The 26,075-nt window shown below is 55.9% G+C and carries 22 protein-coding genes; 5 read left to right on the forward strand and 17 right to left on the reverse strand.

Going from position 1 to position 26,075, the window contains the following annotated elements; genetic code table 11:
- Window positions 1–68 precede the first annotated feature (68 nt).
- Complete coding sequence (gatA, locus tag HZS52_RS19420) at window positions 69–1,529, forward strand: Asp-tRNA(Asn)/Glu-tRNA(Gln) amidotransferase subunit GatA (protein ID WP_039859774.1); 1,461 nt, start codon at window positions 69–71, stop codon at window positions 1,527–1,529.
- The gene (gene gatB, locus HZS52_RS19425) at window positions 1,529–2,983 is read left to right on the forward strand and encodes an Asp-tRNA(Asn)/Glu-tRNA(Gln) amidotransferase subunit GatB (RefSeq protein ID WP_009287767.1); all 1,455 of its coding nucleotides are present in this window, start codon (window positions 1,529–1,531) and stop codon (window positions 2,981–2,983) included. The genes gatA and gatB overlap by 1 nt, the downstream gene beginning before the upstream one ends.
- A 51-nt stretch (window positions 2,984–3,034) precedes the next feature.
- Here gatB and sixA read toward each other — a convergent pair whose 3' ends face one another.
- The 4 genes from sixA to HZS52_RS19445 all read right to left on the reverse strand — a co-directional run bounded on the left by sixA (window position 3,035) and on the right by HZS52_RS19445 (window position 7,188).
- Window positions 3,035–3,517 (reverse strand): phosphohistidine phosphatase SixA, encoded by a 483-nt coding sequence (gene sixA / locus HZS52_RS19430; protein ID WP_141441284.1) that lies wholly within the window; start codon window positions 3,515–3,517, stop codon window positions 3,035–3,037.
- Entirely contained in the window at window positions 3,510–4,640 is a 1,131-nt protein-coding gene (locus HZS52_RS19435) for an NAD(P)H-dependent glycerol-3-phosphate dehydrogenase (protein WP_190373421.1), read from the reverse strand. The genes sixA and HZS52_RS19435 overlap by 8 nt, the downstream gene beginning before the upstream one ends.
- A gap of 129 nt (window positions 4,641–4,769) precedes the next feature.
- Window positions 4,770–6,704 carry a molecular chaperone HtpG gene (htpG, locus tag HZS52_RS19440; RefSeq protein ID WP_022523953.1) on the reverse strand — a complete coding sequence of 645 codons (1,935 nt, stop codon included), beginning with the start codon at window positions 6,702–6,704 and terminating at the stop codon, window positions 4,770–4,772.
- Window positions 6,705–6,855: 151 nt separating this feature from the next.
- Window positions 6,856–7,188, reverse strand: coding sequence for a YkvA family protein (locus HZS52_RS19445; RefSeq protein WP_022523954.1), 333 nt, complete (start codon window positions 7,186–7,188; stop codon window positions 6,856–6,858).
- A gap of 139 nt (window positions 7,189–7,327) precedes the next feature.
- Here HZS52_RS19445 and HZS52_RS19450 point away from each other — a divergent pair, with 139 nt between their 5' ends.
- Window positions 7,328–9,277, forward strand: coding sequence for a transglycosylase SLT domain-containing protein (locus HZS52_RS19450; protein WP_138800066.1), 1,950 nt, complete (start codon window positions 7,328–7,330; stop codon window positions 9,275–9,277).
- A 35-nt stretch (window positions 9,278–9,312) separates the two neighbouring features.
- Here the strand turns inward: HZS52_RS19450 and HZS52_RS19455 are convergent, their stop codons facing one another.
- Window positions 9,313–9,969 (reverse strand): LysE family translocator, encoded by a 657-nt coding sequence (locus HZS52_RS19455; RefSeq protein WP_138800065.1) that lies wholly within the window; start codon window positions 9,967–9,969, stop codon window positions 9,313–9,315.
- 133 nt (window positions 9,970–10,102) lie between these two features.
- Here HZS52_RS19455 and HZS52_RS19460 point away from each other — a divergent pair, with 133 nt between their 5' ends.
- Window positions 10,103–10,306: a cold-shock protein gene (locus HZS52_RS19460; RefSeq protein WP_007114660.1), complete on the forward strand. Its 204-nt coding sequence runs from the start codon at window positions 10,103–10,105 to the stop codon at window positions 10,304–10,306.
- 58 nt (window positions 10,307–10,364) lie between these two features.
- Here the strand turns inward: HZS52_RS19460 and HZS52_RS19465 are convergent, their stop codons facing one another.
- From HZS52_RS19465 to HZS52_RS19480, 4 genes are all read right to left on the reverse strand, one after another.
- Window positions 10,365–11,255 (reverse strand): hypothetical protein, encoded by an 891-nt coding sequence (locus tag HZS52_RS19465; RefSeq protein WP_190373422.1) that lies wholly within the window; start codon window positions 11,253–11,255, stop codon window positions 10,365–10,367.
- Window positions 11,256–11,299: 44 nt separating this feature from the next.
- Window positions 11,300–12,259, reverse strand: a complete 960-nt coding sequence (yegS, locus tag HZS52_RS19470; protein ID WP_190373423.1) for a lipid kinase YegS — start codon at window positions 12,257–12,259, stop codon at window positions 11,300–11,302.
- A gap of 55 nt (window positions 12,260–12,314) precedes the next feature.
- Window positions 12,315–14,945, reverse strand: coding sequence for an aminopeptidase N (pepN, locus tag HZS52_RS19475; RefSeq protein ID WP_190373424.1), 2,631 nt, complete (start codon window positions 14,943–14,945; stop codon window positions 12,315–12,317).
- 67 nt (window positions 14,946–15,012) lie between these two features.
- Window positions 15,013–15,498, reverse strand: coding sequence for a YajQ family cyclic di-GMP-binding protein (locus HZS52_RS19480; protein WP_007114656.1), 486 nt, complete (start codon window positions 15,496–15,498; stop codon window positions 15,013–15,015).
- A 248-nt stretch (window positions 15,499–15,746) separates the two neighbouring features.
- On the opposite strand from HZS52_RS19480, the gene cobO reads away from it, so the two are divergent.
- Window positions 15,747–16,346, forward strand: a complete 600-nt coding sequence (gene cobO / locus HZS52_RS19485) for a cob(I)yrinic acid a,c-diamide adenosyltransferase (protein WP_141441287.1) — start codon at window positions 15,747–15,749, stop codon at window positions 16,344–16,346.
- A 68-nt stretch (window positions 16,347–16,414) separates the two neighbouring features.
- Here cobO and HZS52_RS19490 read toward each other — a convergent pair whose 3' ends face one another.
- From HZS52_RS19490 to mutL, 8 genes are all read right to left on the reverse strand, one after another.
- A complete protein-coding gene (locus HZS52_RS19490; protein ID WP_022523961.1) occupies window positions 16,415–17,710 on the reverse strand; it encodes an adenylosuccinate synthase in 1,296 nt (431 codons plus the stop codon).
- The gene (locus tag HZS52_RS19495) at window positions 17,710–18,906 is read right to left on the reverse strand and encodes an ATP phosphoribosyltransferase regulatory subunit (RefSeq protein ID WP_022523962.1); all 1,197 of its coding nucleotides are present in this window, start codon (window positions 18,904–18,906) and stop codon (window positions 17,710–17,712) included. The genes HZS52_RS19490 and HZS52_RS19495 overlap by 1 nt, the downstream gene beginning before the upstream one ends.
- A 143-nt stretch (window positions 18,907–19,049) precedes the next feature.
- Window positions 19,050–19,946, reverse strand: coding sequence for a protease modulator HflC (gene hflC / locus HZS52_RS19500; protein WP_022523963.1), 897 nt, complete (start codon window positions 19,944–19,946; stop codon window positions 19,050–19,052).
- On the reverse strand, window positions 19,947–21,218 hold the full coding sequence (gene hflK, locus HZS52_RS19505; RefSeq protein ID WP_022523964.1) for an FtsH protease activity modulator HflK: 1,272 nt from the start codon (window positions 21,216–21,218) through the stop codon (window positions 19,947–19,949). It abuts the gene before it with no gap.
- Window positions 21,219–21,367: 149 nt separating this feature from the next.
- On the reverse strand, window positions 21,368–22,678 hold the full coding sequence (hflX, locus tag HZS52_RS19510; RefSeq protein WP_022523966.1) for a ribosome rescue GTPase HflX: 1,311 nt from the start codon (window positions 22,676–22,678) through the stop codon (window positions 21,368–21,370).
- Between the two features lie 37 nt (window positions 22,679–22,715).
- Window positions 22,716–22,964: an RNA chaperone Hfq gene (gene hfq / locus HZS52_RS19515; RefSeq protein ID WP_007114649.1), complete on the reverse strand. Its 249-nt coding sequence runs from the start codon at window positions 22,962–22,964 to the stop codon at window positions 22,716–22,718.
- A 192-nt stretch (window positions 22,965–23,156) separates the two neighbouring features.
- On the reverse strand, window positions 23,157–24,095 hold the full coding sequence (miaA, locus tag HZS52_RS19520) for a tRNA (adenosine(37)-N6)-dimethylallyltransferase MiaA (RefSeq protein WP_022523967.1): 939 nt from the start codon (window positions 24,093–24,095) through the stop codon (window positions 23,157–23,159).
- A gap of 60 nt (window positions 24,096–24,155) precedes the next feature.
- On the reverse strand, window positions 24,156–26,063 hold the full coding sequence (mutL, locus tag HZS52_RS19525) for a DNA mismatch repair endonuclease MutL (RefSeq protein WP_041158154.1): 1,908 nt from the start codon (window positions 26,061–26,063) through the stop codon (window positions 24,156–24,158).
- Window positions 26,064–26,075: the final 12 nt, after the last annotated feature.

Genomic DNA, 26,075 nt, shown 5'->3' on the forward strand with positions numbered 1-26,075 from the left:
CGCACGAATATTTAATCAAGCCACCACTATTGCCTCTTTTTTTCTCCCCTGAACGGAGCTTCTGGGTCATGTACGAGAAAACCTTAACGCAACTCGCCGCCGCGCTAAAAAGCGGTGAGTTCTCAAGCCGCGAGCTGACCGCTCACTATTTGCAGCGTATCGAACAGGCTGACGGCAAGCTGAATAGTTTTATCAGCGTGACCGCCGAGCAAGCGCTGAAACAGGCTGAAGTAGCCGACAACGCCCGAGCGGCGGGCAACGCCGGGCCGCTGGCAGGCATTCCCCTAGCGCTCAAAGATATTTTTTGCACCCAGGGCGTGAAAACCAGCTGCGGTTCAAAAATGCTGGATAATTTTATCGCCCCCTACAACGCCACAGTGGTTGAAAAGCTCAACGCGGCGGGCACGATCAGCCTGGGCAAAACCAATATGGACGAGTTCGCCATGGGCTCCTCCAACGAAAACAGCTACTACGGCCCGGTCAAAAATCCCTGGGATCTGACAGCGGTGCCCGGCGGCAGCTCCGGCGGCAGCGCAGCAGCAGTCGCGGCTGGTTTGGTGCCCGCCGCCATGGGTACTGACACCGGCGGCTCGATTCGCCAGCCCGCGGCATTTTGTGGCATCACCGGTTTAAAGCCCACCTATGGTCGTGTGTCGCGCTTCGGCATTATTGCCTACGCCTCAAGCCTTGATCAGGCTGGCCCCATGGCGCGCAGCGCCGAAGATTGCGCCCACCTACTGGGTGTTATTGCGGGCCATGACGGCCGCGATTCCACCAGCGTTGCCCGCGGCGTACCCGACTATGTGGAAGGCCTCAATGCCCCCCTTTCGGGCCTCAAGATCGGGCTTCCCAAAGAGTATTTCGGCGATGGTTTAGACCCTGATGTCGAAAAAGCCGTCCGTGAGGCGGTAAAAGTTTACGAATCCCTAGGCGCGACGGTTCGTGAGGTCAGCCTACCGCATACCCACTATGCGATTCCGGCCTACTACGTGATCGCCCCCGCGGAAGCCTCTTCCAACCTGTCCCGCTACGACGGTGTGCGTTTTGGTCACCGCTGCGACAATCCCAGCGATTTGATCGATCTCTACACACGTTCGCGGGCTGAAGGCTTCGGCGAAGAAGTTAAACGACGCATCCTGATCGGCACTCACACGCTCTCTGAAGGCTTCTTTGACGCCTACTACACCAAAGCCCAGCAGGTGCGCCGTTTGATCCGTCAGGACTTCCTGGACGCCTTTGAAGACGTCGACGTGCTGATGGGCCCCGCCTCGCCTACCCCCGCGTTTGACCTGGGTGCCAAAAAAGATCCGGTGTCGATGTACCTGCAGGATATCTACACTATCGCGGTGAACCTAGCGGGCATTCCCGGCATCAGCGTGCCGGCGGGTTTGGCCGGTGGCCGCCCCGTTGGTCTCCAGATTCTGGGCACCCACTTTGCCGAAGCGCAGCTGCTTAACGTCGCTCACCAGTTTCAGCAAGCGACCGACTGGCACTTACAACGTCCTGCCTTTGCCGAGGAGTACGCCTAATGCAATGGGAAACCGTGATTGGGCTTGAAGTCCACGTTCAGCTCGCAACGCGTTCAAAAATCTTTTCCGGTGCCTCAACGGCGTTTGGCGCCGAGCCAAACACCCAGGCCTGCGCGGTGGATTTAGGCCTACCTGGCGTGCTGCCAGTGCTCAATGAGCAGGCCGTGGCCATGGCCGTGCAGTTTGGCCTGGCGGTGCATGCGGATATCGCCGAAGTCTCGGTGTTTGACCGTAAAAATTACTTCTACCCCGACCTGCCCAAGGGTTATCAAACCAGCCAGATGTACCATCCCATCGTCGGCCCTGGCGATGTTGAGATTACGCTGGAAGATGGCAGCACCAAGCGTATCCGCATTCACCATGCCCACCTTGAGGAAGATGCCGGTAAATCGCTGCATGAAGATTTTCACGGCATGACCGGTATCGACTTGAACCGTGCTGGCACGCCGCTACTGGAGATCGTCTCCGAGCCGGATATGCGTAGCGCCAAAGAGGCCGCGGCGTATCTCAAAGCGATTCACTCGATCGTTACTTACCTGGGCATTTCCGACGGCAATATGGCGGAAGGCTCCATGCGTTGCGACGTTAACGTCTCGGTACGCCCCAAAGGTCAGGAAGCCTTTGGCACCCGCGCTGAGATTAAAAACGTTAACTCTTTCCGTTTTGTCGAGCGCGCCATTGCCTTTGAGGTTGAGCGACAAATTGAGCTGATCGAAGATGGCGGCAGCGTGGTTCAAGAAACCCGCTTGTTTGACCCAGACCGTGATGAAACCCGCAGCATGCGTACCAAGGAGGAGGCCAACGACTACCGTTACTTCCCCTGCCCTGACCTGCTGCCGGTGGTGCTTGACCAAGCTTATCTTGACCACCTGCGTGGCCAGTTGCCCGAGCTGCCAGCAGATAAGCGTGAGCGCTTCCAGAACGAGCTGGGTCTGTCTGCTTATGACGCCAATGTCATCTCCGCCAGTCGCGATATGGCCGAATTCTTTGAAGCGGTGCATAGCGAGTGCGGCGATGCCAAGCAGGCAGCTAACTGGGTACAGGGTGAACTTTCCGGGGCACTTAACCGCGAAAACCTGAGCATTGCCAATAGCCCGATCTCAGCGCGCCAGCTAGGCGAGCTGATCAGCCGCGTACTGGATGACACCATTAACGGCAAAGCCGCTAAAGAGGTTTTTCAGGCGCTGTGGAACGGTCAGGGTGAGTCCGCCGATGAGGTGATTGACGCAAAAGGCCTCAAGCAGGTGACCGACACCGGCGCCATTGAAGCAATGATCGACCAAGTGATTGCCGACAGCCCCGCTCAGGTCGCCCAGTACTGCGACTCGGAGCCGGAAAAACGCGGTAAAATGATCGGCTACTTTGTTGGTCAGGTGATGAAGGCGTCACGCGGCACCGCCAACCCACAGCAGGTGAACGGCTTGCTAAAAGAGAAGCTCGACGCGCTGCTGTAAAACCTAAAAACGGCTGCCTAGGCAGCCGTTTTTTAATGACACACATTTGAACTAGGCCAACTGGCTGGGCTGGGTAAATCGCTTCAACTGCGCACAGCCTGCCGCCCATACGTCGGCCTCAAGCTCGGCGATGGCGGCGGTAGGGAAGCCAAGCCCCTGAGCAGGGCTGCCCTCTACTAACAGCCCCGCCAGCTCGCCTACCAGCGGCATATGGCTGACCAGCATGATCGGCGCACCTTCAGGCTGCTCAAGCAACCAGTCGCTTACTGCATGAGGCGAGTCATCCGGAGTGATAAAATCCAGCGTTTCCAGCGAGGCTCCCAGCGCATCACATAGCGTTTGCGCGGTTTGCTGCGCGCGAGAATAGGGGCTGGCATAAATTTGCGGCATAAACAGCTCCCCATCAGCCACGCGCTCAGTCAGCCAACGGGCCATTTTTTTGACCTCCTGCTCACCATGAGGCGTTAATCGACGCGCTTGGTCGGGATACCCCGGTGCGGCCTCAGCGTGGCGCATAATCAGCACATCAGGCATTCCTGCCTCCATTGCCCTTAGAAACCTGGTTCTTAGAAGCGTGGCTGTGAGGAGCTTGGTCTCGATGGGCCTGCTGTACGGCTTCACGGGGCAGAATAAACTCTACATCGCTACTCTGCTCACCCATCATAAGGGTGCGCGCCATCTCCTGGGCGGGCACGCCGTCAAACAGCACATGATTGAGACCTTCCGCCAGCGGCATATAAACACCCATTTCACTCGCTTTAGCGCATACCAGCTTAACGGTATTCACCCCTTCTGCGACCTGGCCAAGGGCATCAACCGCCTCTTCCAACGTGCGCCCTTCGCCCATGGCGTAGCCAACACGGTAATTGCGCGATAGGTTAGACGAGCAGGTAACGATCAAATCCCCCACCCCCGCCAGTCCTAAAAAGGTCATCGGGTTAGCACCCTGGGCGACGGCAAAGCGGCTCATTTCGGCTAAGGCGCGAGTCATCAGCATACTGCGGGTGTTTTCGCCCATGCCCAGCGCCGCCGCCATACCGGCGGCAATCGCATAAATATTTTTCAGTGCACCACCCAGTTCAACACCATGACGGTCATCGCTAGCGTACACACGAAAGTAACGGCAACCCAATACTTGCTGTACGCGGGTGCGGGTAAGCGGGTCAGCGCTGGCAATCACGGTAGCAGTTAACTGCTTATCGGCAATTTCAGAGGCCAGATTTGGGCCCGCAATCACGCCAATGTGACTAAAGCCCGTTTCCTGCTCGAGTACTTGGCTCATCAACAGAAAGCCTTCTTGCTCGATCCCCTTGGTGGTACTGACCAGTATCTGCTCGGGCCTCAACCACGCTTTCGCCGCCTGCACAACGCTGCGAAAGGCCTTTGATGGAATAGCGATGAGTACTAGCTCCGCGTCGGCCAGCACGGCTTGAAGGTCGGTTGAGGCCTCCACGGCCGGATTCATTGCATAGTGGGGCAGATAACGACCGTTACGGTGCTCTTGGTTGATTTGTGTGACCAGCGTTTCGTCACGCATCCACTGACGAACGCGGGCACCATTATCGGCGGCAATGCTCGCTAGCGCCGTACCAAAACTACCGCCTCCCAGCACCGCTACGTTGGTTGTCACTGGGACATTGGTTTGCTGCTCAGCCATGACGATATCCTGATCGTTAGTCTCTTACATTTACTGGGTACTTTAGCATCTTCACCCATAGCATCTTCACTAACAGATGCGGCCCGCTTGGAAATCCAAGCGGGCCGCATGTCTGACGTTATTGGCTCATTAAGCCGTCAAGACGCTATTCAGACGTTTCACGTAGGCAGCCGGGTCATCCAGATGGCCGCCCTCTGCAATAATTGCCTGATCGAGCAGGATGTGGGCTAACTGTCCAAATTGATCGCCTTCAGCCCCTTCCAAACGCGCTACCAGCGCGTGGCTAGGGTTAAGCTCAAGAATCGGCTTCACCTCGGGCAGCGGCTGACCGGCGGCTTCCATAATGCGGCGCATCTGGTAGCCCATTTCATGCTCGGGTAGCACGACGCAGGCCGGTGAATCGGTAAGGCGGTGAGTCACTTTTACCTCTTGAACACCATCGCCCAGCGCTTCTTTTACGCGCTTCACCAGTTCCTCTTTGGCTTTAGCGGTCTCCTCCTGAGCTTTTTTCTCTGCTTCGTCTTCCACATCGCCAAGATCAAGCTCGCCCTTGGCCACATCAGCAAAGGTTTTACCGTCGAATTCAGTCAGATGGCTCATCAACCAGTCATCGATACGGTCAGACAACAGCAGAACTTCGATGCCTTTTTTGCGGAAGATCTCGAGGTGAGGGCTGTTTTTCGCCGCATTGAAGCTATCAGCTACGACGTAATAAATCTTCTGCTGCCCCTCTTTCATGCGCTCGACATAGTCCGCCAGCCCGTGCTCCTGGGCAGCCGTATCGGTATGGGTTGAGGCAAAGCGCAGCAGGCCAGCAATTTTTTCCCGATTAGAGGGGTCTTCGCCCGGCCCTTCTTTCAACACGCTACCAAAGGTATTCCAGAACGTCTGGTACTGCTCTTTATCTTTGGCCAGCTTCTTCAACATATCCAAACCGCGCTTAGTAAGCGCCGATTTGATCTTATCAACATTGGGATCCTGCTGGAGCAGCTCACGGGATACGTTTAGCGACAGCTCGCGGGTATCCAGTACGCCTTTGATAAAGCGCAGGTAGAGCGGCAGGAACTGTTCGGCGTCGTCCATAATAAAGACACGCTGAACGTAGAGCTTAACGCCCCGGGCACCGTCGCGCTCAAACAGGTCAAAAGGTGCCCGACCCGGTACATAGAGCAGGCTAGTGTATTCGAGCTTGCCTTCGACCTTGTTGTGGCTCCAGGTCAGGGGGTCAGAGAAATCGTGGGCAACGTGCTTGTAGAACGCCTTGTACTCATCGTCGGAAACCTCGCTCTTGGGACGCGACCACAGCGCCGTCGCCTCGTTAACGGTTTCCCAGGTAGTCACTTCACTACCCTCGATAGGATTGCCCTCGTCGTCCTTCGCCGTTTCTGTTTTCGGCATGCGCACGGGGACTTCGATATGATCCGAGTACTTACGAACCAAGCCCTGCAGCCGATAGTCGTCAGCAAACTCTTTGGCGTCCTCTTTCAGATGCAGAGTGATTTCTGTGCCGTGCTGAGCACGCTCAATATCGGCAACGGTAAATTCACCTTCCCCTTTCGAGCGCCACTCAACGCCTTCTGAAGCGTCTGTACCCGCCTTGCGGGTGCGCACCGAAATTTCATCAGCGACGATAAAACCCGAGTAGAAACCAACGCCGAACTGACCGATTAGCTTGGCGTCTTTCTGCTGCTCACCAGAGAGCTGCTTGAGAAACTCAGCGGTACCGGAACGCGCAATGGTACCCAAGTTGGCGATCACGTCTTCCCGGTTCATGCCAACGCCATTATCACGTAGGGTGATAGTGTTGGCATCGCGGTCGTGTTCGATTTCAATGCGTAGTTCGCTGTCGCCTTCGTAGAGCGCATCGTTATCGAGAGCCGCGTAACGTAGCTTATCGCAGGCGTCGGCGGCGTTTGAGATAAGCTCGCGTAAGAAAATCTCCCGGTTAGAGTACAGGGAGTGAATCATCAAATTCAGCAGTTGCTTAACTTCCGTTTGAAAGCCTAGCGTTTCTTCGTGGTTAGCCGATTTATCAGTCGCTTGTTCGTGGGTAGCTGTAGTCATGCGCTTAGCCCTTATCAATCACGTTGAGTCGCATCCCTCTGCGTGTACATGCAATGGGATAAAATGGTTTCGTGGAGTAGATATGGGGATAGGCAGCGATTTTTCAAGCAGCCTTGATCAAGAAGCCACTGGGGGTAGCAAGCCGCTGGGGTCAAGAAGGCGTCATATCGGGATCGGTATATTTCCAGGCTCGATAGCCTTCCAGGCGCTGATCGATACGATTGAGCAGCCAGCCGACAATCAGCACGTCATCCACCACGCCGATTAGCATCAGAAAATCGGGTATCAGATCGAACGGCAGTACCAAATAACCCAGCGCTAATGCCATCATGCCGAATGCCGACCAGGGAATAGGCCGAAAATCGCCACGCATGACGTCTCGCGTCATGGGGATAAACAGTTTTAAAGCACGCACTATACGTTTTGTCGCCCAAACGCGTGATTTGAGTCGACGCAGCAACGACCAAGTGGATAATGGGGCCATAGGTAATTAAATCCTTTTAGTATCTGGGCTGTCAGATCATGACGGCTAATATTCGTTCAGTATAGCGGTTGCACCGCAAACTGCGTGGGCTGCTCCCGAGCCCCGATTAAGTGACACCGATTTACAGAGAGAGAGCACCATGTTGGTTTCGCCATTTCGCCATACCGCCCGCGTGCTGTGTACAGCACTACTGGCGGGATTACCTGCATTTTCGTGGGCCGCATCCGATAGTGAGTTACGCGATGCCCTCGCTGCTGCCCGCGAGCAGCAGTGGGCACGGGTCGATGAGCGCTCAATTGAAGACCACCCGCTGCGTGGCTATGTGGAGTACCACCGCTTAAGGGGGCAATTGCCTAACGTGGCTCCTGAAAGGGTGCATCAATTTATCGACCAGCACGCAGACTCTCCTCTAGCAGGGTGGCTGCGTGGTCAAGCGATCGCAAAGTATGGCCATGCGGGCCGCTATAGCGACCTGCTGGCAGTGGCCGATGGCGAGCCTGCGGGCACGGTTCGCCAGTGCTACTACTACACGGCGCTGCTGGATGAGCAGCCTCAGCAGGCGAGCGAAGCGGGGTTGGCTTTATGGCGCGTAGGCAGCTCGCAGCCTAATGCTTGCGACCCGCTATTTGCACGCCTGCGGGCCAATGGCACTATTGATGCCACAGCTATTTGGGAGCGTAAAATGCTCGCCTGGCAGGCGGGAGAAACACGCCTGTCGAGCTATCTTGGTGGGCTATTAAGCAGCCAGTGGCAAACCGCTCTAGAGACGGTGGATAGTGTCACCGCGCGCAGCAGCGCCATTACCCAGGCGCCCAGTTGCCTAGGCCCCGAGTGTGCCGCCACGGCAAGCTTCTACCGGGCCGCCATGCAGCGTTACACCCGTGAAGATACGCCTGCAGCCTTTGCCGCCTGGCAGACGCTCTCGTCGCGTTTAAACCTGCTGCCCAGTGACCGTCAAGCTATTGAAGAAGAACTGGCTTTTTACGCCCTGGTGCGCAATGTACCGGGCACGCTAAGCTGGGTTGACAGCGTGCTACCGGGCCTGGAAAGCGAGCGCGTATTAGAGCTGCGTGTCCGCAATGCGCTGGCTAGCCGGGATTGGAACGGAGTGCTCTACTGGATTGCCGAAATGCCCGCTATCCAGCAGGAGAATAGCCGTTGGCAGTATTGGCTGGGCCGCGCCAATGAGCAGCTTGGCAACCAGGCGGCCGCCGAAGCACGCTACCAACAGGCTGCGCAGGATCGCAGTTTTTACGGCTTTGCAGCAGCAGAAAAGCTCGGCCAACCCTATCAACTGAATCTTGAACGCAATCATTTTGACGAAGCGTCGCGTCAACGTATTGCCCAACTACCCGCCGTTCAGCGCACCGAGGCCTTGCTACGCATTGGTGAGGATGGTCTCGCCAACAGTGAGTGGCTGCACGCGGTGCAGAGCGGTTCGCCGCAACAGGCACGAGCGCTAGCCGACTATGCCGCTCAACAGCAGTGGCATGCGCGCCTGGTGCAAACCACCATTGCCGCTGAAATGTGGGACGCCTTGGATTGGCGCTTCCCCCAGGCCTACCACGACAGCTTTCAACATTGGGGCCGTCTCACCGGCGTGGATCCATACCTATTGATGGCCATTACCCGGCGTGAAAGCGCTTACAACCCTAACGCCCTTTCACCCGCAGGGGCGCGTGGATTAATGCAGCTAATGCCCGGTACCGCCAGCCAAGTCAGTCGCGAATTGGGCATTAGCGATCCTGGCCCCTACGGCGTTCTCGACCCAGAGCTTAATATTCGCCTGGGCAGCACCTACCTGCGCGACAAGCTGCAACGCTACCAGGGCAATCGACTGGCCGCCGCAGCGGCTTATAATGCGGGCCCTGGCCGCGTCGATCAGTGGCTGGGCGATGGCGTAGAGGCCTTTGATCTCTTTGTAGAGAGCATCCCCTTCCGCGAAACCCGCGACTACGTGCAGGCGGTGCTTAGCTATCGGGTGATTTTTGAAAGCCTCGCTAACGGTGGCAGTAGCGAAGGCGTTTCACTGCTTAGCGATAACGAGCAGCAGGTACGCTACGACCGAGCCCTGCTGGCCCGCCGCTAAGCCCTTCTCTACCTACCACATTACCAGCGTCCGGTTTATACCGGGCGCTGTGTTAATGCCAGCCGAATACCAAACACCACCAATACACTGCCCGTAGCGGCATTAAGCGCTTGCGCAAAACGTGCGTTAGCCAACCATTTGCCGGCACTTCCCACCATCATGACCACGCTGATTTGCCAAATATTGGCGATGATAAAGTGCACTCCCGCCAGCCATAGCGACTTCAGTAGCGCAGGATCGCCAGGAGCGATGAACTGAGGCAAAAAGGCCATGTAGAACACCACGGTTTTGGGGTTCAACACATTGGACAAAAAACCCTCTTTAACCGGCTGCCAGCGCGAAACGGCAGGCACACCTTCTAGCACACCATTAACCGGCAGTGGCTGGCCTTTCCGCGCTGCTAACAAGCTGGTAATACCCAGCCAAATTAGGTAGCCCGCCCCCAGCAGCTTCAGCATATGAAACGCCCAGGCCGACTGGAGCAGGATCAACGAAATGCCCAATGCAGAAATCGTGGCATGCACAAACAGGCCGCAGCAGATAGCTAAACTCGTGGTGACCCCATCGCGGATGCCTCCGCGGGCCGTATTGCGTATCACCAGCAACGTATCAACACCAGGGCTTATCGTCAGCAACGTGATCGCTACCAAAAAGGAAATAAACTGCGCATCAATAAAACCTAACTGCATCATTTGTGCTTGCTCGCAACCAAATAAAAAATCTTAGGAATGTCGCTGGACGACAGCCGTGTTTACATCTAGAGTAATTGTAGCGGGTGGACAATAGAGTTGCCCGTGATTACTAAGCACGTTAAGGAAATAGAAAATGGCAACTGGCACTGTTAAGTGGTTCAACGACACTAAAGGCTTCGGCTTCATCTCTCCTGATGACGGCGGAGACGATCTGTTCGCCCACTTCTCCGAAATTCAAGCTGAAGGCTTCAAGACCCTGCAAGACGGTCAAAAAGTCAGCTTTGAAGTGACTCAGGGTAAAAAAGGCCTTCAGGCTTCCAACATCCGCCCAGCTTAATTGCTAACGGATGGACAAAGGCCCGCATACGCGGGCCTTTTTTATTGCCTAACGACCATCACTCAAGCGATCCTCCCTCACTCCGCGACTCTCCATTAGCACCGGTTTCCTGGCTATCTTCAGCGCTATCGACATCACGATTATCAGAATCACCGCTATCGGAGTCATTGCTGTCAAAGTCATTGCTATCAAGCTCGCCTGACGGCTCGACCACAGCACCACTCTCCGCCTCACGATTCTCCAACTCTTGGAATTGTTCCTCAAGCCGCTGCTGCGCTTCTTCAAAGCGACGTTCGGTGTCTTCAATCAAGGCGTCAACATCGGTTACATCACTGTCATCTTGCAAGGGTGTGCGCTCGGGCAGACTGCTTTCGGCGTCCCAGCTAGGCGGTACATCCTCGTTCTCCATCGGCTCCAAGGTCGGCGCCTGCTGCTCTACCTCCTGAAACTGCTCCTCCAAACGCTGCTCGGCCTCTTCAAAACGGCGTTCAGTTTCGGCAATGATGTCATCTACATCGGAACGTGTAGCTTCACCCGGCATAGCGCTCTCTTCATCGAGCACCTCTTCAGGATCCGCCGCCAAGGTGTCTTCACCAGCCTCAACCTCTTCACCGCCAGCCGTCGCACTGCCACTGGACTGAGTGCCGCTGGATTGGGGATCACTAGCCTGAGTGTCGCTATCCTCGCGCAGCGCTTCCGCTCGCTCAAGCTCCTCAGCAGCTTGGCGCTCCTCAATATCATCCTCTACTTCTTCAGGACTGGACATCTCAGTCGCGTTTTCAGCCGTGACCGACGCTTCTTCGCCCGCCCCCTCATCACGAGCCGTTTCTTCATCCGTCACCGCAGCATTATCATCGGGTGTCACGGTGGGATCTTCCTGGGAGTCACCGCAGGCACTCAGCAAAAGAGCCACGGCGGCGAGCGCGGGTATCCACACGCGATTTGCCATTTAATTCTTCTCCTTTATAACGTTAACAATGTGAGCCAAAAGAACTAAGGCCGGCTGGTCGAGGAGAGCAACGGGCACTCCTCAGGCAGTAACACACGCAGAGCAAGGGGCACTACTTCCGCGCAGAACTGGTCATAGTAGCGCGCTTCGCCGTCTAACGTGAGTGGCCAGGGCGAACCATTTGCCTGGGTGGTCACGGTTAGTTGGGTCGTGGTGAAGTAGCGCACGAATCGCCCGTCATAGGGGAAACTCTGCAGCTCGCTAATGAGCTTGGTCAGTTCCGTTATCGACCGAAAGTCTTTGACCAGCAGCACGTCCAGACGGCCATCATCCAGCTTGGCACGCGGCCCCAGTACCTGTCCCCCGCCCGACTGGCGGCCATTACCTAGCGCCAGTAGCAACAAAGACGCACTCTCCTCTTTTTCGTCCCAATGGAGCGTGCCGCGATAGCTGCGGTGGCGCCAAGCCTTCAGCGCGCCCATCACTGAGTAAGCCCCGCCCCCGAGCAGCCGCTTAAGCGTTTTCGGTGTCGACGAGGTAACTTCAGCGCCAAACCCACCGGTGGTCATGTTGATATAGTAGCTGGTGGACGATTCGCCACCTGCACCTGCGGTCACGCGCACAACATCAATGGGATAGGCGCTTAACTCCCATGCAGCGGCCAAAGCGGCGCCTGGCTCCAGCGGTAAACCAACGGAGGTAGCAAAATCATTGGCACTGCCTAGGGGCACAATGCCCAACGCAGGACGCCGGTCATGAGGTAAGCGCATCAGCCCGTTCATGACTTCGCTGACAGTGCCATCGCCACCACAGGCAATCACGTGGGTAATGCCCATGGCGCCAGACTGCTCTGCAATATCCGCAGCGTCGCCCCCTTCCCAGGTAGCGCGAACCGTAATCAGCATCCCTGCCTGACGTTGTTCATTGACTGCTTCACGCAATGCCGGGTTACCGGCGGATTTACCATTGATAATCAGTAAATAGTGTTGCTGTGAGTCTGTCACTATTGTTATTCCTTTCCATGGTTTAACTGCGGTTATTCACTACTGCGCTAAACGCTTATGCCAGTGCTTTCTCGACCACCTCGTATACATTTGAAGATAGCGGCTGTTGTTTGATCCGCTCAAGCTCAGACCGCATTAGTGCTTGGCGGGTTTCATCAAAGCGCTGCCAGCGGGTTAACGGGGTGATTAGCCGCGCGGCAATTTCCGGGTTAAGCCGGTTGAGCTCGATGACCACATCAGCCAGTAGTTGGTAGCCTTGACCATCCAAACGGTGGAAATTGACCCGGTTCTGAGCAAAGGCGCCGACCAATGCACGGACTCGATTGGGATTCTTGAGTGAAAAGGCGGGATGCTGCATCAGGTACTTCACCCGCTCAAGCACATCTGGCTGAGGGCGCGATACCTGGACGGTGAACCACTGATCCATCACCAACGGGTCATGCGCCCACTTCTCACCGAAGGCTTTGAGTGCTGGCGAAGCCAGGTCGTCGCGGTCGCTGTGCACCAGCAGGGTGAGCGCCTGACGCACATCGGTCATATTGTGGTCAGCAGCGAATTGGCTTTCACACAGTGCCAAGCCCTGCTCATCTTCAATCGACATAAGATAAGAGAGCGCCACGTTTTTCAGGCTACGCTGAGCTATTTGCTCCGGTGTCGGCGCGTACGCTTCTTCCGTCACATTGGCTTCATAGATAGCCAGAAACTCATCCCGCAGAGCCACGGCTAATGACTGACGAACAAATTCCCGCGCGGCATGGATAGCATCTACATCCACAATGGGCTGCTGCTCGGCGATATATGCTTCAGAGGGTAGCGTCAGCATCTCTGCCAATACCGCCTTATCGCTCATTGGCCCGCTCAGCAGCGCTCTAAAGGCATCGACAACGCGGCTATCCATGACCTTTTCGACGCCATTCCTATGGGCAGCAATCAAGTCATCCAAGGCCAAAAGCGCTAGGCGTTGACCCGCATCCCAGCGGTTGAAACCATCGCTGTCATGGGTCAATAAGAAGGCGAGATCTTCCCTTGAATAGGGATAATGCAGCTTCACCGGGGCGGAAAATTCGCGTAGCAAAGAGGGCACCGGCGCTTCGGCAACATCGGTGAATACAAACGTTTGCTCATCGTCACGTAGATGAATAACCGCGTCTTTGCCGAGCTTTTCGCCATTGAGCGTCAGGGTGAGATCCTGCCCCGACTTGGTACCTACCAGCCCCATACGCACCGGGATATGCAACGGCAGCTTATCTGGCTGGCCGGGTGTTGCAGGCGTACGCTGACGCAGCGTCAAGTGGTACTCGCCCTGAACATAATCATACTCACCGTGGGCATCAATATCCGGCGTTCCCGCCTGGGAGTACCAGCGCATAAACTGGCTGAAGTCTTCACCGGAGGCTTCAGCCATACAGCCGACAAAGTCTTCAATGGTCACCGCTTGACCGTCGAACCGCTCGAAGTAAAGGTCTGAACCGCGACGAAAGCTCTCCTCCCCTACTAAATTACGCAACATGCGTACGACTTCGGCCCCTTTCTCATAAATCGTCAGGGTGTAGAAGTTGGTAATTTCGATAAAGTGGTCGGGACGAATCGGATGCGCCCTGGGGCCAGCATCTTCGGCAAACTGGGCCGTGCGGAAAAAGGAGACATCCTGAATGCGCTTAACCGGCGCTGAATTGGTATCCGCCGAAAAGCACTGGTCACGAAAGACCGTAAAGCCCTCTTTCAGCGAGAGCTGGAACCAGTCGCGGCAGGTGACGCGATTACCCGACCAGTTGTGAAAGTATTCGTGGGCGACTATGCCTTCCACGTTTTGGAACGCTGCATCGGTGGCGGTCTGGGGGTGGGTCAAGACCGCGGCGGAGTTAAAGATATTGAGGCCTTTGTTCTCCATCGCTCCCATATTGAAATCATTGACGGCCACGATCATAAACAGATCCAGGTCGTACTCGCGCCCATACGCCTGCTCGTCCCACTCCATGGCACGCTTTAACGAGGCCATGGCATGCTCGGTCTTATCCAGGTTCTCTTTTTCTACCCAAATCTGCAGCGTGACATCCCTTCCGCTCATGGTGGTGAAGTGATCTTCTACGCTATGCAGGTTGCCTGCCACCAAAGCAAACAGGTAACAGGGCTTGGGGTGCGGGTCTTCCCAAGTAACAAAGTGGCGACCGCCCTTCAGCTCGCCGCGCTCAATCGGGTTACCGTTAGCCAGCAAAATCGGCTCTTGCTGCTGATCGCCGATCACAGTGACCTTAAAGGTCGCCATGACGTCTGGGCGGTCAGGGTAAAAGGTAATCCGCCGGAAGCCTTCGGCCTCGCACTGGGTGCAGTACATACCGTTGGATTGGTACAGCCCCTCTAACGCCGTATTCTCCTGCGGGGCGATCTCCACCTCGCTCTCCAACACAAAACGCTCGGGCACCTGAGCAATGCGCAGGACTTCATCATCTAGTTCATAAGCAGCGACATCCAGCGGCGTTGCATCAATCGCCAGGGAGATAAGCTTTAGGTGCTCGCCATTTAAGACGAGCGGTGCCTTAGCGTCAGCTTCTGGATGTCGCTCAATCAACAGTCGCGCTTTCACACGGGTCGCGGCGGGGTCAAGATCAAACGTCAGCTCGGTATGAGTTACCCGGTAGGCGGGTGGCTGGTAGTCGCTTAAATAAACCGGCTGCGGATCAGACATAGTGCGTGACTCCTGTATAAAACGAATATTACATAGTTCAAAATGTTCGACAGCTTAACACCGCTACCTAGTCGCGGAAGTTATCGAATTGGAGCGGTAAATCCGGCCCCTCTTCGCCGCGCAGCAATGCCATAACAGCTTGTAAATCGTCGCGCTTTTTACCCGTTACACGCACTTTCTCACCTTGAATTTGCGCCTGCACTTTGAGCTTGCTGGCCTTGATGCGCTTGACCACATCTTTGGCTTCCGCCGCGTCGAGCCCCTCCTTAAGAGCGACTTCCTGGCGTGCTTTCACGCCGGAGAGCACCGGGTCTTGAACATCCATACAGCGGGCATCGATACCCCGGGCGATTAAACGGGCTCGCAGCACATCGAGCATCTGCTTGAGCTGGAAATCGACTTCCGCCTCTAGCTGCACTTTGTCACCTTCAAGGGTGAAGCTGGCATCGACCCCCTTAAAATCGAACCGTGACTGCACTTCCCGGTTAGCTTGGTCTACGGCGTTAGCGCCTTCGTGTTTATCGAACTCTGAAACAATATCAAATGAGGGCATGATGTAATTCCTGAAAAGACATGACCACCTATTCTAGAGCAGCCAGCCCCCTAGGGGCCAATCCTGTTCTTTTTTGTTGGATTTTAGGGTGCATTATTGAGACAAATATTCACAAAACACCGAAAATACCTGTACAAAAATTATCTTCAAGTACCTCCATAAAGATGTTCAACCCTGTGCTGATAGCTTAGGCTAGCGGATTATGAATATTGGCTATTTTTCAGCTTTCCGCTTTATCAGGAGATACCATGAGTGACCGCGACACCCGCCACAAAGCCTCTATGGAGAAGCTTAAAACGCGCGTAGAGGAGAAAGTCGCCAGTGCTAACGAGCAGCGCGGCCTAATCATCGTTAACACCGGTAACGGTAAAGGCAAAACAACCGCTGCCTGGGGCACGGTCACCCGCGCTTTGGGTTATGGCTATAAAGTGGGCGTAGTGCAGTTTATCAAGGGGTTGTGGGAGTGCGGCGAACGCAATCGATTGGAGGAGGATGCCAATCTAGAGGTGGCGATAATGGCTACCGGTTTCACCTGGGATACGCAAAATCGCCAAGCGGACACCGACGCCTGCCAAGCAGTGTGGAAAGAGGCTGAGCGTATGCTCGCAGACCCAGAGACCTATCTGGTGGTGCTCGACGAAATCACCTATATGCTCAAGTTTGGCTACCTGGAGATCGAAACCGTTAAACAAGCACTGGAGAATCGTCCTAAAGAACAGACAGTGATTATTACCGGCCGCAACGCTCACCGCGAACTCGTCGCTATGGCCGATACAGTGACTGAAATGCAGGAAGTGCGCCATGCCTTCAACAATGGCCTGCAGGCGCGTCGGGGTATCGACTTTTAAATAGCAAAAGGGGCAACTAAGTTGCCCCTTTTGCTCATCTGCTCACTAATGGCCCGCTTAAAGCGTGCTTAGCTATCGAACGGGTTACGTAGCACGATGGTTTCCATGCGGTCTGGACCGGTGGAGATAATATCGATACTGGTACCTACCTGCTCTTCCAGGTAACTGATATAAGCGCGGGCATTGGCAGGTAAATCCTCTACCTTTTTAGCCCCTAGAGTCGACTCTTTCCAGCCTGGCAGGTCTTCGTAGAGGGGTTCAACAGCTTCATAGCCTTCTGAATCCACTGGCGTTTCCAGCACGTCACCATCTTTACTGCGATAGCCAACGCACACGCGGATATTTTCCAGCCCGTCCAGTACGTCCAGCTTGGTCAGGCAGATACCGGTGACCGAGTTGATTTGCACCGCGTGACGCAGTGCCACAGCGTCAAACCAGCCACAGCGGCGGGCACGGCCAGTGGTAGCACCAAACTCGTGGCCACGCTCGGCAAGGTGGCGGCCATCGACATCGAACAGCTCAGTGGGGAACGGGCCTGAACCAACACGGGTGGTATACGCCTTGGTGATACCCAGCACGTAGTCCAAATAGAGCGGGCCGACGCCAGAGCCGGTGGCTGTGCCGCCTGCGGTGGTGTTAGAGCTGGTTACATAGGGGTAGGTACCGTGGTCGATATCCAACAGCGAGCCCTGAGCCCCTTCAAACAGGATATTCTCACCGGCTTTTCGCAGGTCGTGCACCATACTGACGGTATCGCACACCATGGGACGCAGCTCTTCGGCCATTTGCATCGCCGTATCCAGCACTTCCTGGAAGTCGACCGCCGGTTCACCGTGGTAATTCACCAACACGAAGTTGTGGTAGTCGAGCACTTCGCCCAACTTGGAAGCGAAACGTTCGCGATGAAGCATATCGCCTAAGCGCAGGCCACGACGGGCGACTTTGTCTTCGTAGGCAGGCCCAATGCCCCGGCCAGTGGTGCCAATTTTGGCAATGCCACGGGCTTTTTCACGGGCCTGATCCAGGCGCACATGGTAGGGCAGGATCAGCGGACAAGCTGGCGACAGACGCAGGCGTTCGCGTACTGGCACACCTTTGGCTTCCAGCTCACGGATCTCTTTGATCAGCGCTTCCGGCGAAAGCACCACACCATTACCAATCACGCAGGTTTTGCCTGGGCGCAAAACGCCGGATGGAATCAGGTGGAGAACGGTCTTTTCACCGTCGATGACCAGCGTATGACCCGCGTTATGGCCACCTTGAAAACGCACCACGGCGGATGCGGACTCAGTCAGCAGGTCAACGATTTTACCCTTGCCTTCGTCACCCCATTGGGTGCCCAGCACTACGACATTCTTACCCATTATGATGCACTCGTCTCTTGTGTCAGGGCCGTTGGCTGCCAACGACCATCGATAAGCTCAAGACGGCGGTCACACTCATGCTCCGCCGGCCCAGTACGCTGCCCTGGCAGCGCTTGAATCACGCGTTCCCCCTGCTCACGCAGCGCGACAATGGCAGCGTTGAGCGACTCATCCTGCACAGCGGGCGACCAAATAGCCCCGCGACTCGGGGAGGCCAGCGCCAGCGACGCCAGCTGTTTCAGATCCATCGAGAAGCCGGTGGCCGGGCGCGCACGACCAAAAGCCCGCCCGGTATCGTCATAACGTCCGCCTTTAGCCAACGCATGTCCGTAGCCCGGCACATAAGCGGCAAACATCATACCCGTGTGGTATTGATAGCCGCGCAGTTCCGCCAAGTCAAAGTAGAGCGACACATCAAAGCGTGCCAGCACCCCTTGATAGAGCGCATCCAACTGATCCAGTGCCGCCGTGACCGAGGCCGGCGCACCGGCAAAACGCTCCCGCGCCTGGCGTAAAACATCCGCACCGCCGTGCAGATCACCCAGAGCTAACAGCATGTCCGCTAAGGCCGGGTCGCTGACGCTGGCATCTACATGCTGCGCCAGTTGACTGGGTGATTTTAGCGCTAACGCCTCAAATAACGCACGCTCCTGCTCGTCACTGAGCGCTGCCGCTTCTGCAAGGCTTCGATAGATACCGATATGCCCCAACGCCAAGTGAATCTCCTCAGCGCCCGCGGCCTTCATACTGGCCAGCGCCAAGTGAATTATCTCACTGTCCGCTTCTAGCCCGGCATGACCAAACAGCTCAGCACCCACCTGTACCGGGCTACGCCCTCCCTGATGCTGGTCTGCCTTAGCACGCAGTACATTAGTGCAGTAGCAAAGGCGCACCGGCCCCTGACGCTTTAGCGAATGGGCATCCATACGCGCAACCTGCGGCGTAACGTCCGCCGAGGCGCCCATCATACGGCCGGTCAACTGATCAGTCAGTTTGAAGGTCTGAAGATCCAGATCCGTACCGGTGCCGGTTAACAGCGAATCCAGAAACTCCACTGGAGGCGGCATAACTTGGTCGTAGCCCCAGCAGTGGTAAAGATCGAGCAGCGCGCGGCGCAGCTCTTCCATACGGCTTGCCTGAGGCGGGAGCACCTCATCCATGCCGTCGGGCAGTAGCCAGCGGTCAGCGATGGTCATGACGATTGCCTTGAACTTGAAGAAATAGGAGCCACAAAAAAACCGGGCGACGCCCGGTCAACAAATTCTATCACGTTTATTGGCCGGGTGAACCCCGCTTGGCTATCAACAAACCAAGACGAGGAGCACCGGCCAACGGCGGTTTACTCGCCGCTGTCTTCACCGCTTTCTGGTTCAGCGCTGCGCAAATAGCGGAAGAAGTCGCTACTCGGCTCCAGCACCATCAGATTGCCATCGTCGGCAAAGCTTTCGCTATAGGCATTAAGGCTACGCCAGAAAGAGTAGAACTCCTGATCCTGACCATACGCTTCAGAGAAAATCGCAGCGGCTTGGGCATCACCTTCACCGCGCAGCGTCTCGGAGCGCTCATTGGCCTGGGCAAGCAGTACTTGGCGACGACGATCCGCATTGGCGCGAATACGCTCAGCCTCTTCCTGACCCTGAGCACGCCATTCACGAGCTTCACGCTCACGCTCGGAGCGCATCCGCTCAAAAACAGCGGCTGATACGTCTTCGGGCAAATCGATGCGCTTGATACGAATATCGCGAATTGCCACCCCGAGCTCTTCACGCATCAGCTCGTCGAGTTCTGCGGTGGGGCCCGTCATCAGGTCATCACGACGCTCGGCGATAATTTCCTGAAGATTCAAGCGACCAAATTCATTACGCAGGCTCTCATCCACCCGCGGTTGAATCAGGCGAATGGCCATCAACTCATCGCCGGCCGTCGCTTCGTAGTAGCGAGTAGGATTAACCACCTGCCACTTAACATAGGAGTCAACGATAACCGCTTTCTGCTCGAGGGTCAGATAGCGGCTGGTATCGGTGTCCAGCGTCAGCAATCGAACATCAAACTTACGGATCGTTTGCGCGATCGGCACTTTAGCGTGCAAGCCAGGCTGAATATTCTCTTCAATGACTTCACCAAAGCGCAGCTTAACGGCACGCTCGGTTTCGTCTACCACGTACAGAGTGTTGCTTGCCAGCCACGCCACGGCAGCCAGACCACCAACAATCAGCAGGGATCGATTATTAATCATTTACCGGCCCTCCCTGCGGATGGAGCTACTATTGGTATTCGATGAAGAGCTGGAACTGCTTTGGGTGCTGCGTAACCGCTCAAGCACACTCGGGTCTAGCTGTTCATCGCTATTGGCGCTTCCGCTCGAAGAGTTATTTCGATTACTGCTTCCACCACTAAGCTGATCAAGGGGCAGATACATCAGCGGCGCGTTTTCGCTTACATCCAGCAGCACCTTCGGCGAATTACTAAACACTTCTTCCATTGTGTCCAGGTACATACGTTCACGCATGATCTCCGGGGCATTGCTGTACTCGGAGAGTAGCGAGTTAAAGCGGTTGGCTTGACCTTGCGCTTCAGCAACGACCGACTCACGGTAACCCTGGCCCTGCTCAACGATACGCTGCGCCTGACCTTGCGCTTCAGGAATAATTGCGTTGGCGTAAGCAATACCCTGGTTGATGGTGCGTTGACGATCTTCACGAGCACGAATAACGTCATCGAAGGCGTCGATCACTGGCGCGGGCGCCGAAGTGGACTCGATGTTAATGGTCTGTAAACGAATACCAGCACCGTAGTTGTCGAGATAGGACTGTAGACGACTAGCGACCGAGCTACCCAGAATCTCACGACCCGAGGTCAGGATATCGATCATATCGGTACCGCCGACGACGTGACGTAGTGCCGAATCCAGCGCATTCTCAATCGAGATAGCAGGATCGCGTACGTTAAGCACAAAATCACGTGGATTAGCTACTTGGTACTGAGCAGAAATTTCCACTTCGACAATGTTTTCGTCGCGGGTCAGCATCGACTGGGTCTGCGACAGAGAGCGCACACGGGTCACATTGACCATACGTACATCGTCAATCAGCGGCGGATTCCACTGCAGGCCTGGATCTACGATGCCCTGAAACTCACCAAACCGCAGCACAACGCCGCGCTCGGATTGATCCACGAGGTAGAAGCCCATTGCAGCCCAAATAGCCAGCGCAACAATAATCAGCAGGCCTGGCAGCGCGAAAGGGTTGCGGTTCTTATCACTACCGCCACCACCGGTTTTCTTGCCGCCGCCTTTTTTGCCGCCACCCAACATGCTGTTGAGCTTGTCCTGAAACTTTTTCAGCGCTTCATCCAGGTCAGGTGGACCTTGGTTGTTGCCCCCTTTATTGCCATTGTTGCCGCCGCCATTATTACTGCCACGGTTTCCATCGCCGTCGTTTCCACCGCGTCGGCCGCCACTACTCCAAGGGTCGTGCTGGTTGCCACCACCAGGCTCATTCCAGGCCATACTTCGTCTCCACTAAGGTATTCGCTAACGCTAATGGCATCACACTTAGGCGGCACCACCGCGTTTTGATATTATTGCTCTATAAACCTTGTACCATTTTTATACAAAACTGCATACATGCAGCGTACTAGGATGGGTAATTAAGTCGCTTACCACTCATTGGTTTCACGCAGCGCTTCAGGTAAATAGGTGTTGGCTCGCTCGCCCAGTTGGGCCATCAACTGATTAAAGTCACGCCGCGGCAAACGCACATCAAGCACTGAATACCCCTGCTCATCAAAGGCTTCCTCGCGAACGGCATTGAGCTCGTGCAACCCTGCCCGCAGCTTACCCTGCTCGGGAGTCAGTGTCAGCGAAAAGCCAATGACATCATTTGCCAAGCGCTCGGTCAGCGCCTCATGGAGCAGCTCAAGCCCCTGGCCCTGCTGGGCCGAAAGCCAAACCACTTCGGGCACACCATGCCCATCACGCTCTATACGTGGGGCACTATCGAGCTTATCAATTTTATTCATGACTTTGAGTACCGGCACATCATCGGCGCCGATCTCTTTGAGCACTAGCTCCACCTGCTCCACGTTTAACTCGCGGTCAGGATCTGCGGCATCGATCACGTGTACCAACAACGACGCTTCAGAGGCTTCCTGGAGCGTCGCTTGAAACGCCTCAACCAACTTGTGCGGCAAGTGGCGAATAAAGCCCACAGTATCGGCCATCACTACCGGACCAACGTCTTCAATCTCAAGCCGCCGCAAAGTAGGGTCAAGTGTCGCAAACAGCTGGTCGGCTGCATACACCTCAGAATTGGTTAAGGCGTTAAATAGCGTTGACTTACCGGCGTTGGTGTACCCCACCAGCGATACGCTATGAATTTCCGCGCGCGCACGCGCTCGGCGATTCTGGTCGCGCTGGCTGCGCACTTTATCGAGCCGTTTGTGAATCGATTTGATCCGACCACGCAGCAGACGACGGTCAGTTTCTAACTGCGTCTCGCCTGGGCCGCGCAGGCCAATCCCACCTTTTTGCCGCTCTAGGTGTGTCCAACCACGCACGAGGCGAGTCGACATATATTCAAGCTGAGCAAGCTCTACCTGCAGCTTACCTTCATGGGTTCTTGCCCGTTGCGCAAAGATATCGAGGATCAAACCAGTACGGTCGAGCACTCGACACTTGAGCTCTTGCTCTACATTGCGCTCTTGAGAGGGACTTAAGCTATGGTTGAAGATCACCAGCTCTGCCTCATGAGCCGCGAGCAGTGCCCGCAGCTCTTCCAACTTACCTGACCCAATAAAGGTGCGCGAGTCAGGTCGGTGGCGGCTAGCAGTGAGAAGAGTCGCAGGCTCTGCACCAGCAGAGCGTACGAGCTCTAAAAACTCACCCGGGTCTTCACGTTTTTGTTCATCATGAAAATCGACGTGAACAAGAACTGCCGTTTCACCGGCGTCTGGGCGTTCGAAAAACAATCAATACCTCGTGGACTCTCTTGCTTCTCCAGCGGTGTTAAATCTCCGCATCCTGCTCTGCCGGGTCTTGCGCAGGCAAGCGTACGTTGCGAGATGGAACAACCGTGGAAATAGCGTGTTTATAAACCATCTGACTAACGGTATTGCGCAGCAGGATAACAAACTGGTCAAACGATTCGATCTGGCCCTGCAGCTTAATGCCGTTGACCAAAAAGATAGAGACCGGAATGCGCTCCTTGCGCAGAATGTTCAAGTACGGGTCTTGAAGGGACTGCCCTTTGGACATGTTGCTCTCCCTAAAACTGTCGTTGGGGTTAATTATCAAATGGCGTGCCCTACTGGTGCTACGCCGCACTATTTTATTACTGCCCGAAAGGCCGAATGATGCCCGAAGAGCCTAGTGATATTCGAAAGGCTCAAACACCCAGCCAATCGAAAACACACTACCTAAATTACCAGCTTAGCGAACTATCTTACGCTAAGCACTGCTGTCACGCACGAGTTTCAACACCTGATCCAGTGCATCTGAGCGCTGTGAATCTACCCAGTTAAGTTTTGGCCAGCTTCTTAACCAGGTTAATTGTCGCTTGGCTAACTGACGAGTTGCGATCACGCCTCGCTCAACGAGGGAGGCATAGTCATACTCACCTTCCAGGTACTCCCACACTTGGCGATAACCAACACTCTTCATCGCCGGTAGGCCTAAATGTAAGTCATTACGCTTTTTGAGGGCGGCGACTTCATTTATCAAGCCCTCACCCAACATTACTTCGAAACGCTGGGCAATGCGTTGATGCAGCAAGCTGCGATCACTGGGCGCCAAAGCTATCGACAACACGCGCCAGGGAAAGGTTTCCGGCTGCTGCTCCGCCCACAGCTCACTCATTGGCCGCCCACTGGCGTAGTACACCTCCAGTGCGCGCATGACGCGCTGCGGGTCATTGGGGTGAATGCGCTGGGCGGATAGCGCATCCACCTCTGCCAGGCGTTGATGTAGCGACAATAGTCCTTCGTTTTGCCACTGTGCTTCAAGCCGCTGGCGAATAGCCGGGTCGGCAGAAGGCAAGTTTGCCACCCCTTCGACCAGCCGCTTGTAGTAAAGCATAGTACCGCCGACCAGCAGGGGGACTTTGCCCGCCGCGCTGATTTGTCGCATAAGAGAAAGCGCATCTAAACGAAAATCGGCCGCCGAATAGGGCTCAGCGGGATCGCGGATATCGATCAAGTGGTGAGGCGCACGGGCAAGCTCACTCGCGCTGGGTTTGGCACTGCCAATATCCATGCCGCGATATACCATGGCCGAGTCAACGCTAATCAGCTCATGCCCCAGGCGCTCGTGTAGCGCCATCGCAGCATCGGTTTTCCCAGCGGCCGTGGGGCCCATTAAAAAAATCGCCCAGGGGCGGGTATCAGCCATGCGCGGTTCCATTAGCTAAGAAAATGGTGATTACTGATTGCGCAGCTGTTGTTCAAGCATCTATTGGCCGCGCAAGAAGAGCCGATCAAGCGCTTTGAGCCCCATCTGCGTCCAGGTGGGACGACCGTGATTACATTGGTCGCTGCGCTCGGTGCGCTCCATGTCGCGCAGTAGCGCGTTCATCTCGTCGATAGTAAGCCGACGGTTGGCACGCACGCTGCCATGACAGGCCATGGTAGAGAGTAGTTCATGCACCCTAGCCTCGACTTGATGGGTACGCCCATAGCGCGCCAGCTCTTCCAGCATCTGACGCACCAGCGCCTCAGGATCAGCCTGGGCAAGTAACGCCGGCAGTTGGCGTACCAGCAGCGTCTCTGGCCCGGCGATATCCAGCTCAATACCCAGCTTGGCAATTGCCTCTTGCTCGCTCTCTGCCGTGGCCACTTCGGCCCGGCTAGCAGCAATGGAGACAGGCACTAGCAGCGGCTGCGCATCCAACCCTTTGGCAGCGGCCAGCTGTGTCTTCATGCGCTCATAGACGATTCGCTCATGGGCGGCATGCATATCCACCAGCACCAATCCCTCAGCGTTCTGGGCCAGAATATAAATGCCGTGCAACTGCCCTAGCGCAAACCCTAGTGGTGGTGGCGCAGTGGGATCGTTATCAGGCATCGCCAGGGGCGCTTCACGCACCTCACTACCTCGCTCACTGGGAGGGCTCGGCTGAGGCGTTAACAGCGTTTCTTCGTGATTGGGGTGTAGCGCCTGATAACCCTGCATAAAGCGGCGCACGCGCTCAGCACCGGGGTGGCGATCCGGCGAGTGGGTCAGCGCAATCCCCTGCTGCTGCCAGCGGGGTTGTTCGGCACCCACTTCTGAAGCTTCGCCCTGTGGCGATGCGCCTGACGTATCAGCCACCTCGGCATCATGCTCCTCTGCACTCTCAGCGGGTTTAGCCGACGCCAGGGAGTGATGGAGGCTCGAATAGAGAAAATCGTGAACCATACGACCATCACGAAAGCGCACTTCATGCTTGGTGGGGTGGACGTTGACGTCCACAACGTCTGGATCAAGCTCCAGATAAAGCACAAAGACCGGATGACGGCCGTTAAACAGCACATCACGATAGGCCTGACGCACCGCGTGGGCGACCAAACGATCACGCACCACGCGTCCATTGACAAAAAAGTACTGTTGGTCAGCCTGTGAGCGCGAGTGGGTGGGCAAGCCAACCCAGCCGCTTAGCCGAATACCGCCCGCTTCGCGCTCGATATAGCGAGCATGCTCGATAAAATTCTTGCCCAGCAGCGAGGCAATACGCCGCTCCCGGGCCGCCGCAGAGTGACCGGCGGGCAACTGGTGAATGACTTTTTGGTTATGGCGCAATACCCAGGCGATGTCGTAGCGGGATAGCGCCTGACGGCGAAATGCCTCTTCTACATGGGCAAATTCGGTCTTTTCTGTGCGCAGAAACTTGCGCCGGGCGGGGGTATTAAAAAACAGATCGCGCACGCCAACGCTGGTACCACGGGGGTGTGGCGCAGGTGTCACCCGTGCTTCCATGCCCCGCCCTTCCGCAACCACCCGCCAGCCATGGCGGGGGTCGTCTTCGGCATTGGAGATCAGCTCCAGCCGCGAGACGGAGCTAATCGATGCCAGCGCTTCACCGCGAAAGCCTAGCGAACTAACGCCCTCTAAGTCTTCCAGGCTGCCAATCTTACTGGTGGCATGGCGGGCCAGGGCCAGCGGCAAATCCTCTTCGCCAATGCCAATCCCGTCATCGCGCACTTTGATCAGCCGCGCGCCCCCTTGCTCGATCTCTACTTCGATACGCTGGCTGCCCGCATCAATAGCGTTCTCTATCAACTCTTTGGTGACCGATGAGGGGCGCTCAACCACCTCACCGGCGGCAATCTGGTTGGCCAACCGTGGGTCGAGTACCTGTATACGCGGTGCGATAGCGGTTATATCAGTCAACAC

This window comes from Vreelandella titanicae (assembly GCF_014697095.1).
Classification (GTDB): Bacteria; Pseudomonadota; Gammaproteobacteria; order Pseudomonadales; family Halomonadaceae; genus Vreelandella; species Vreelandella titanicae.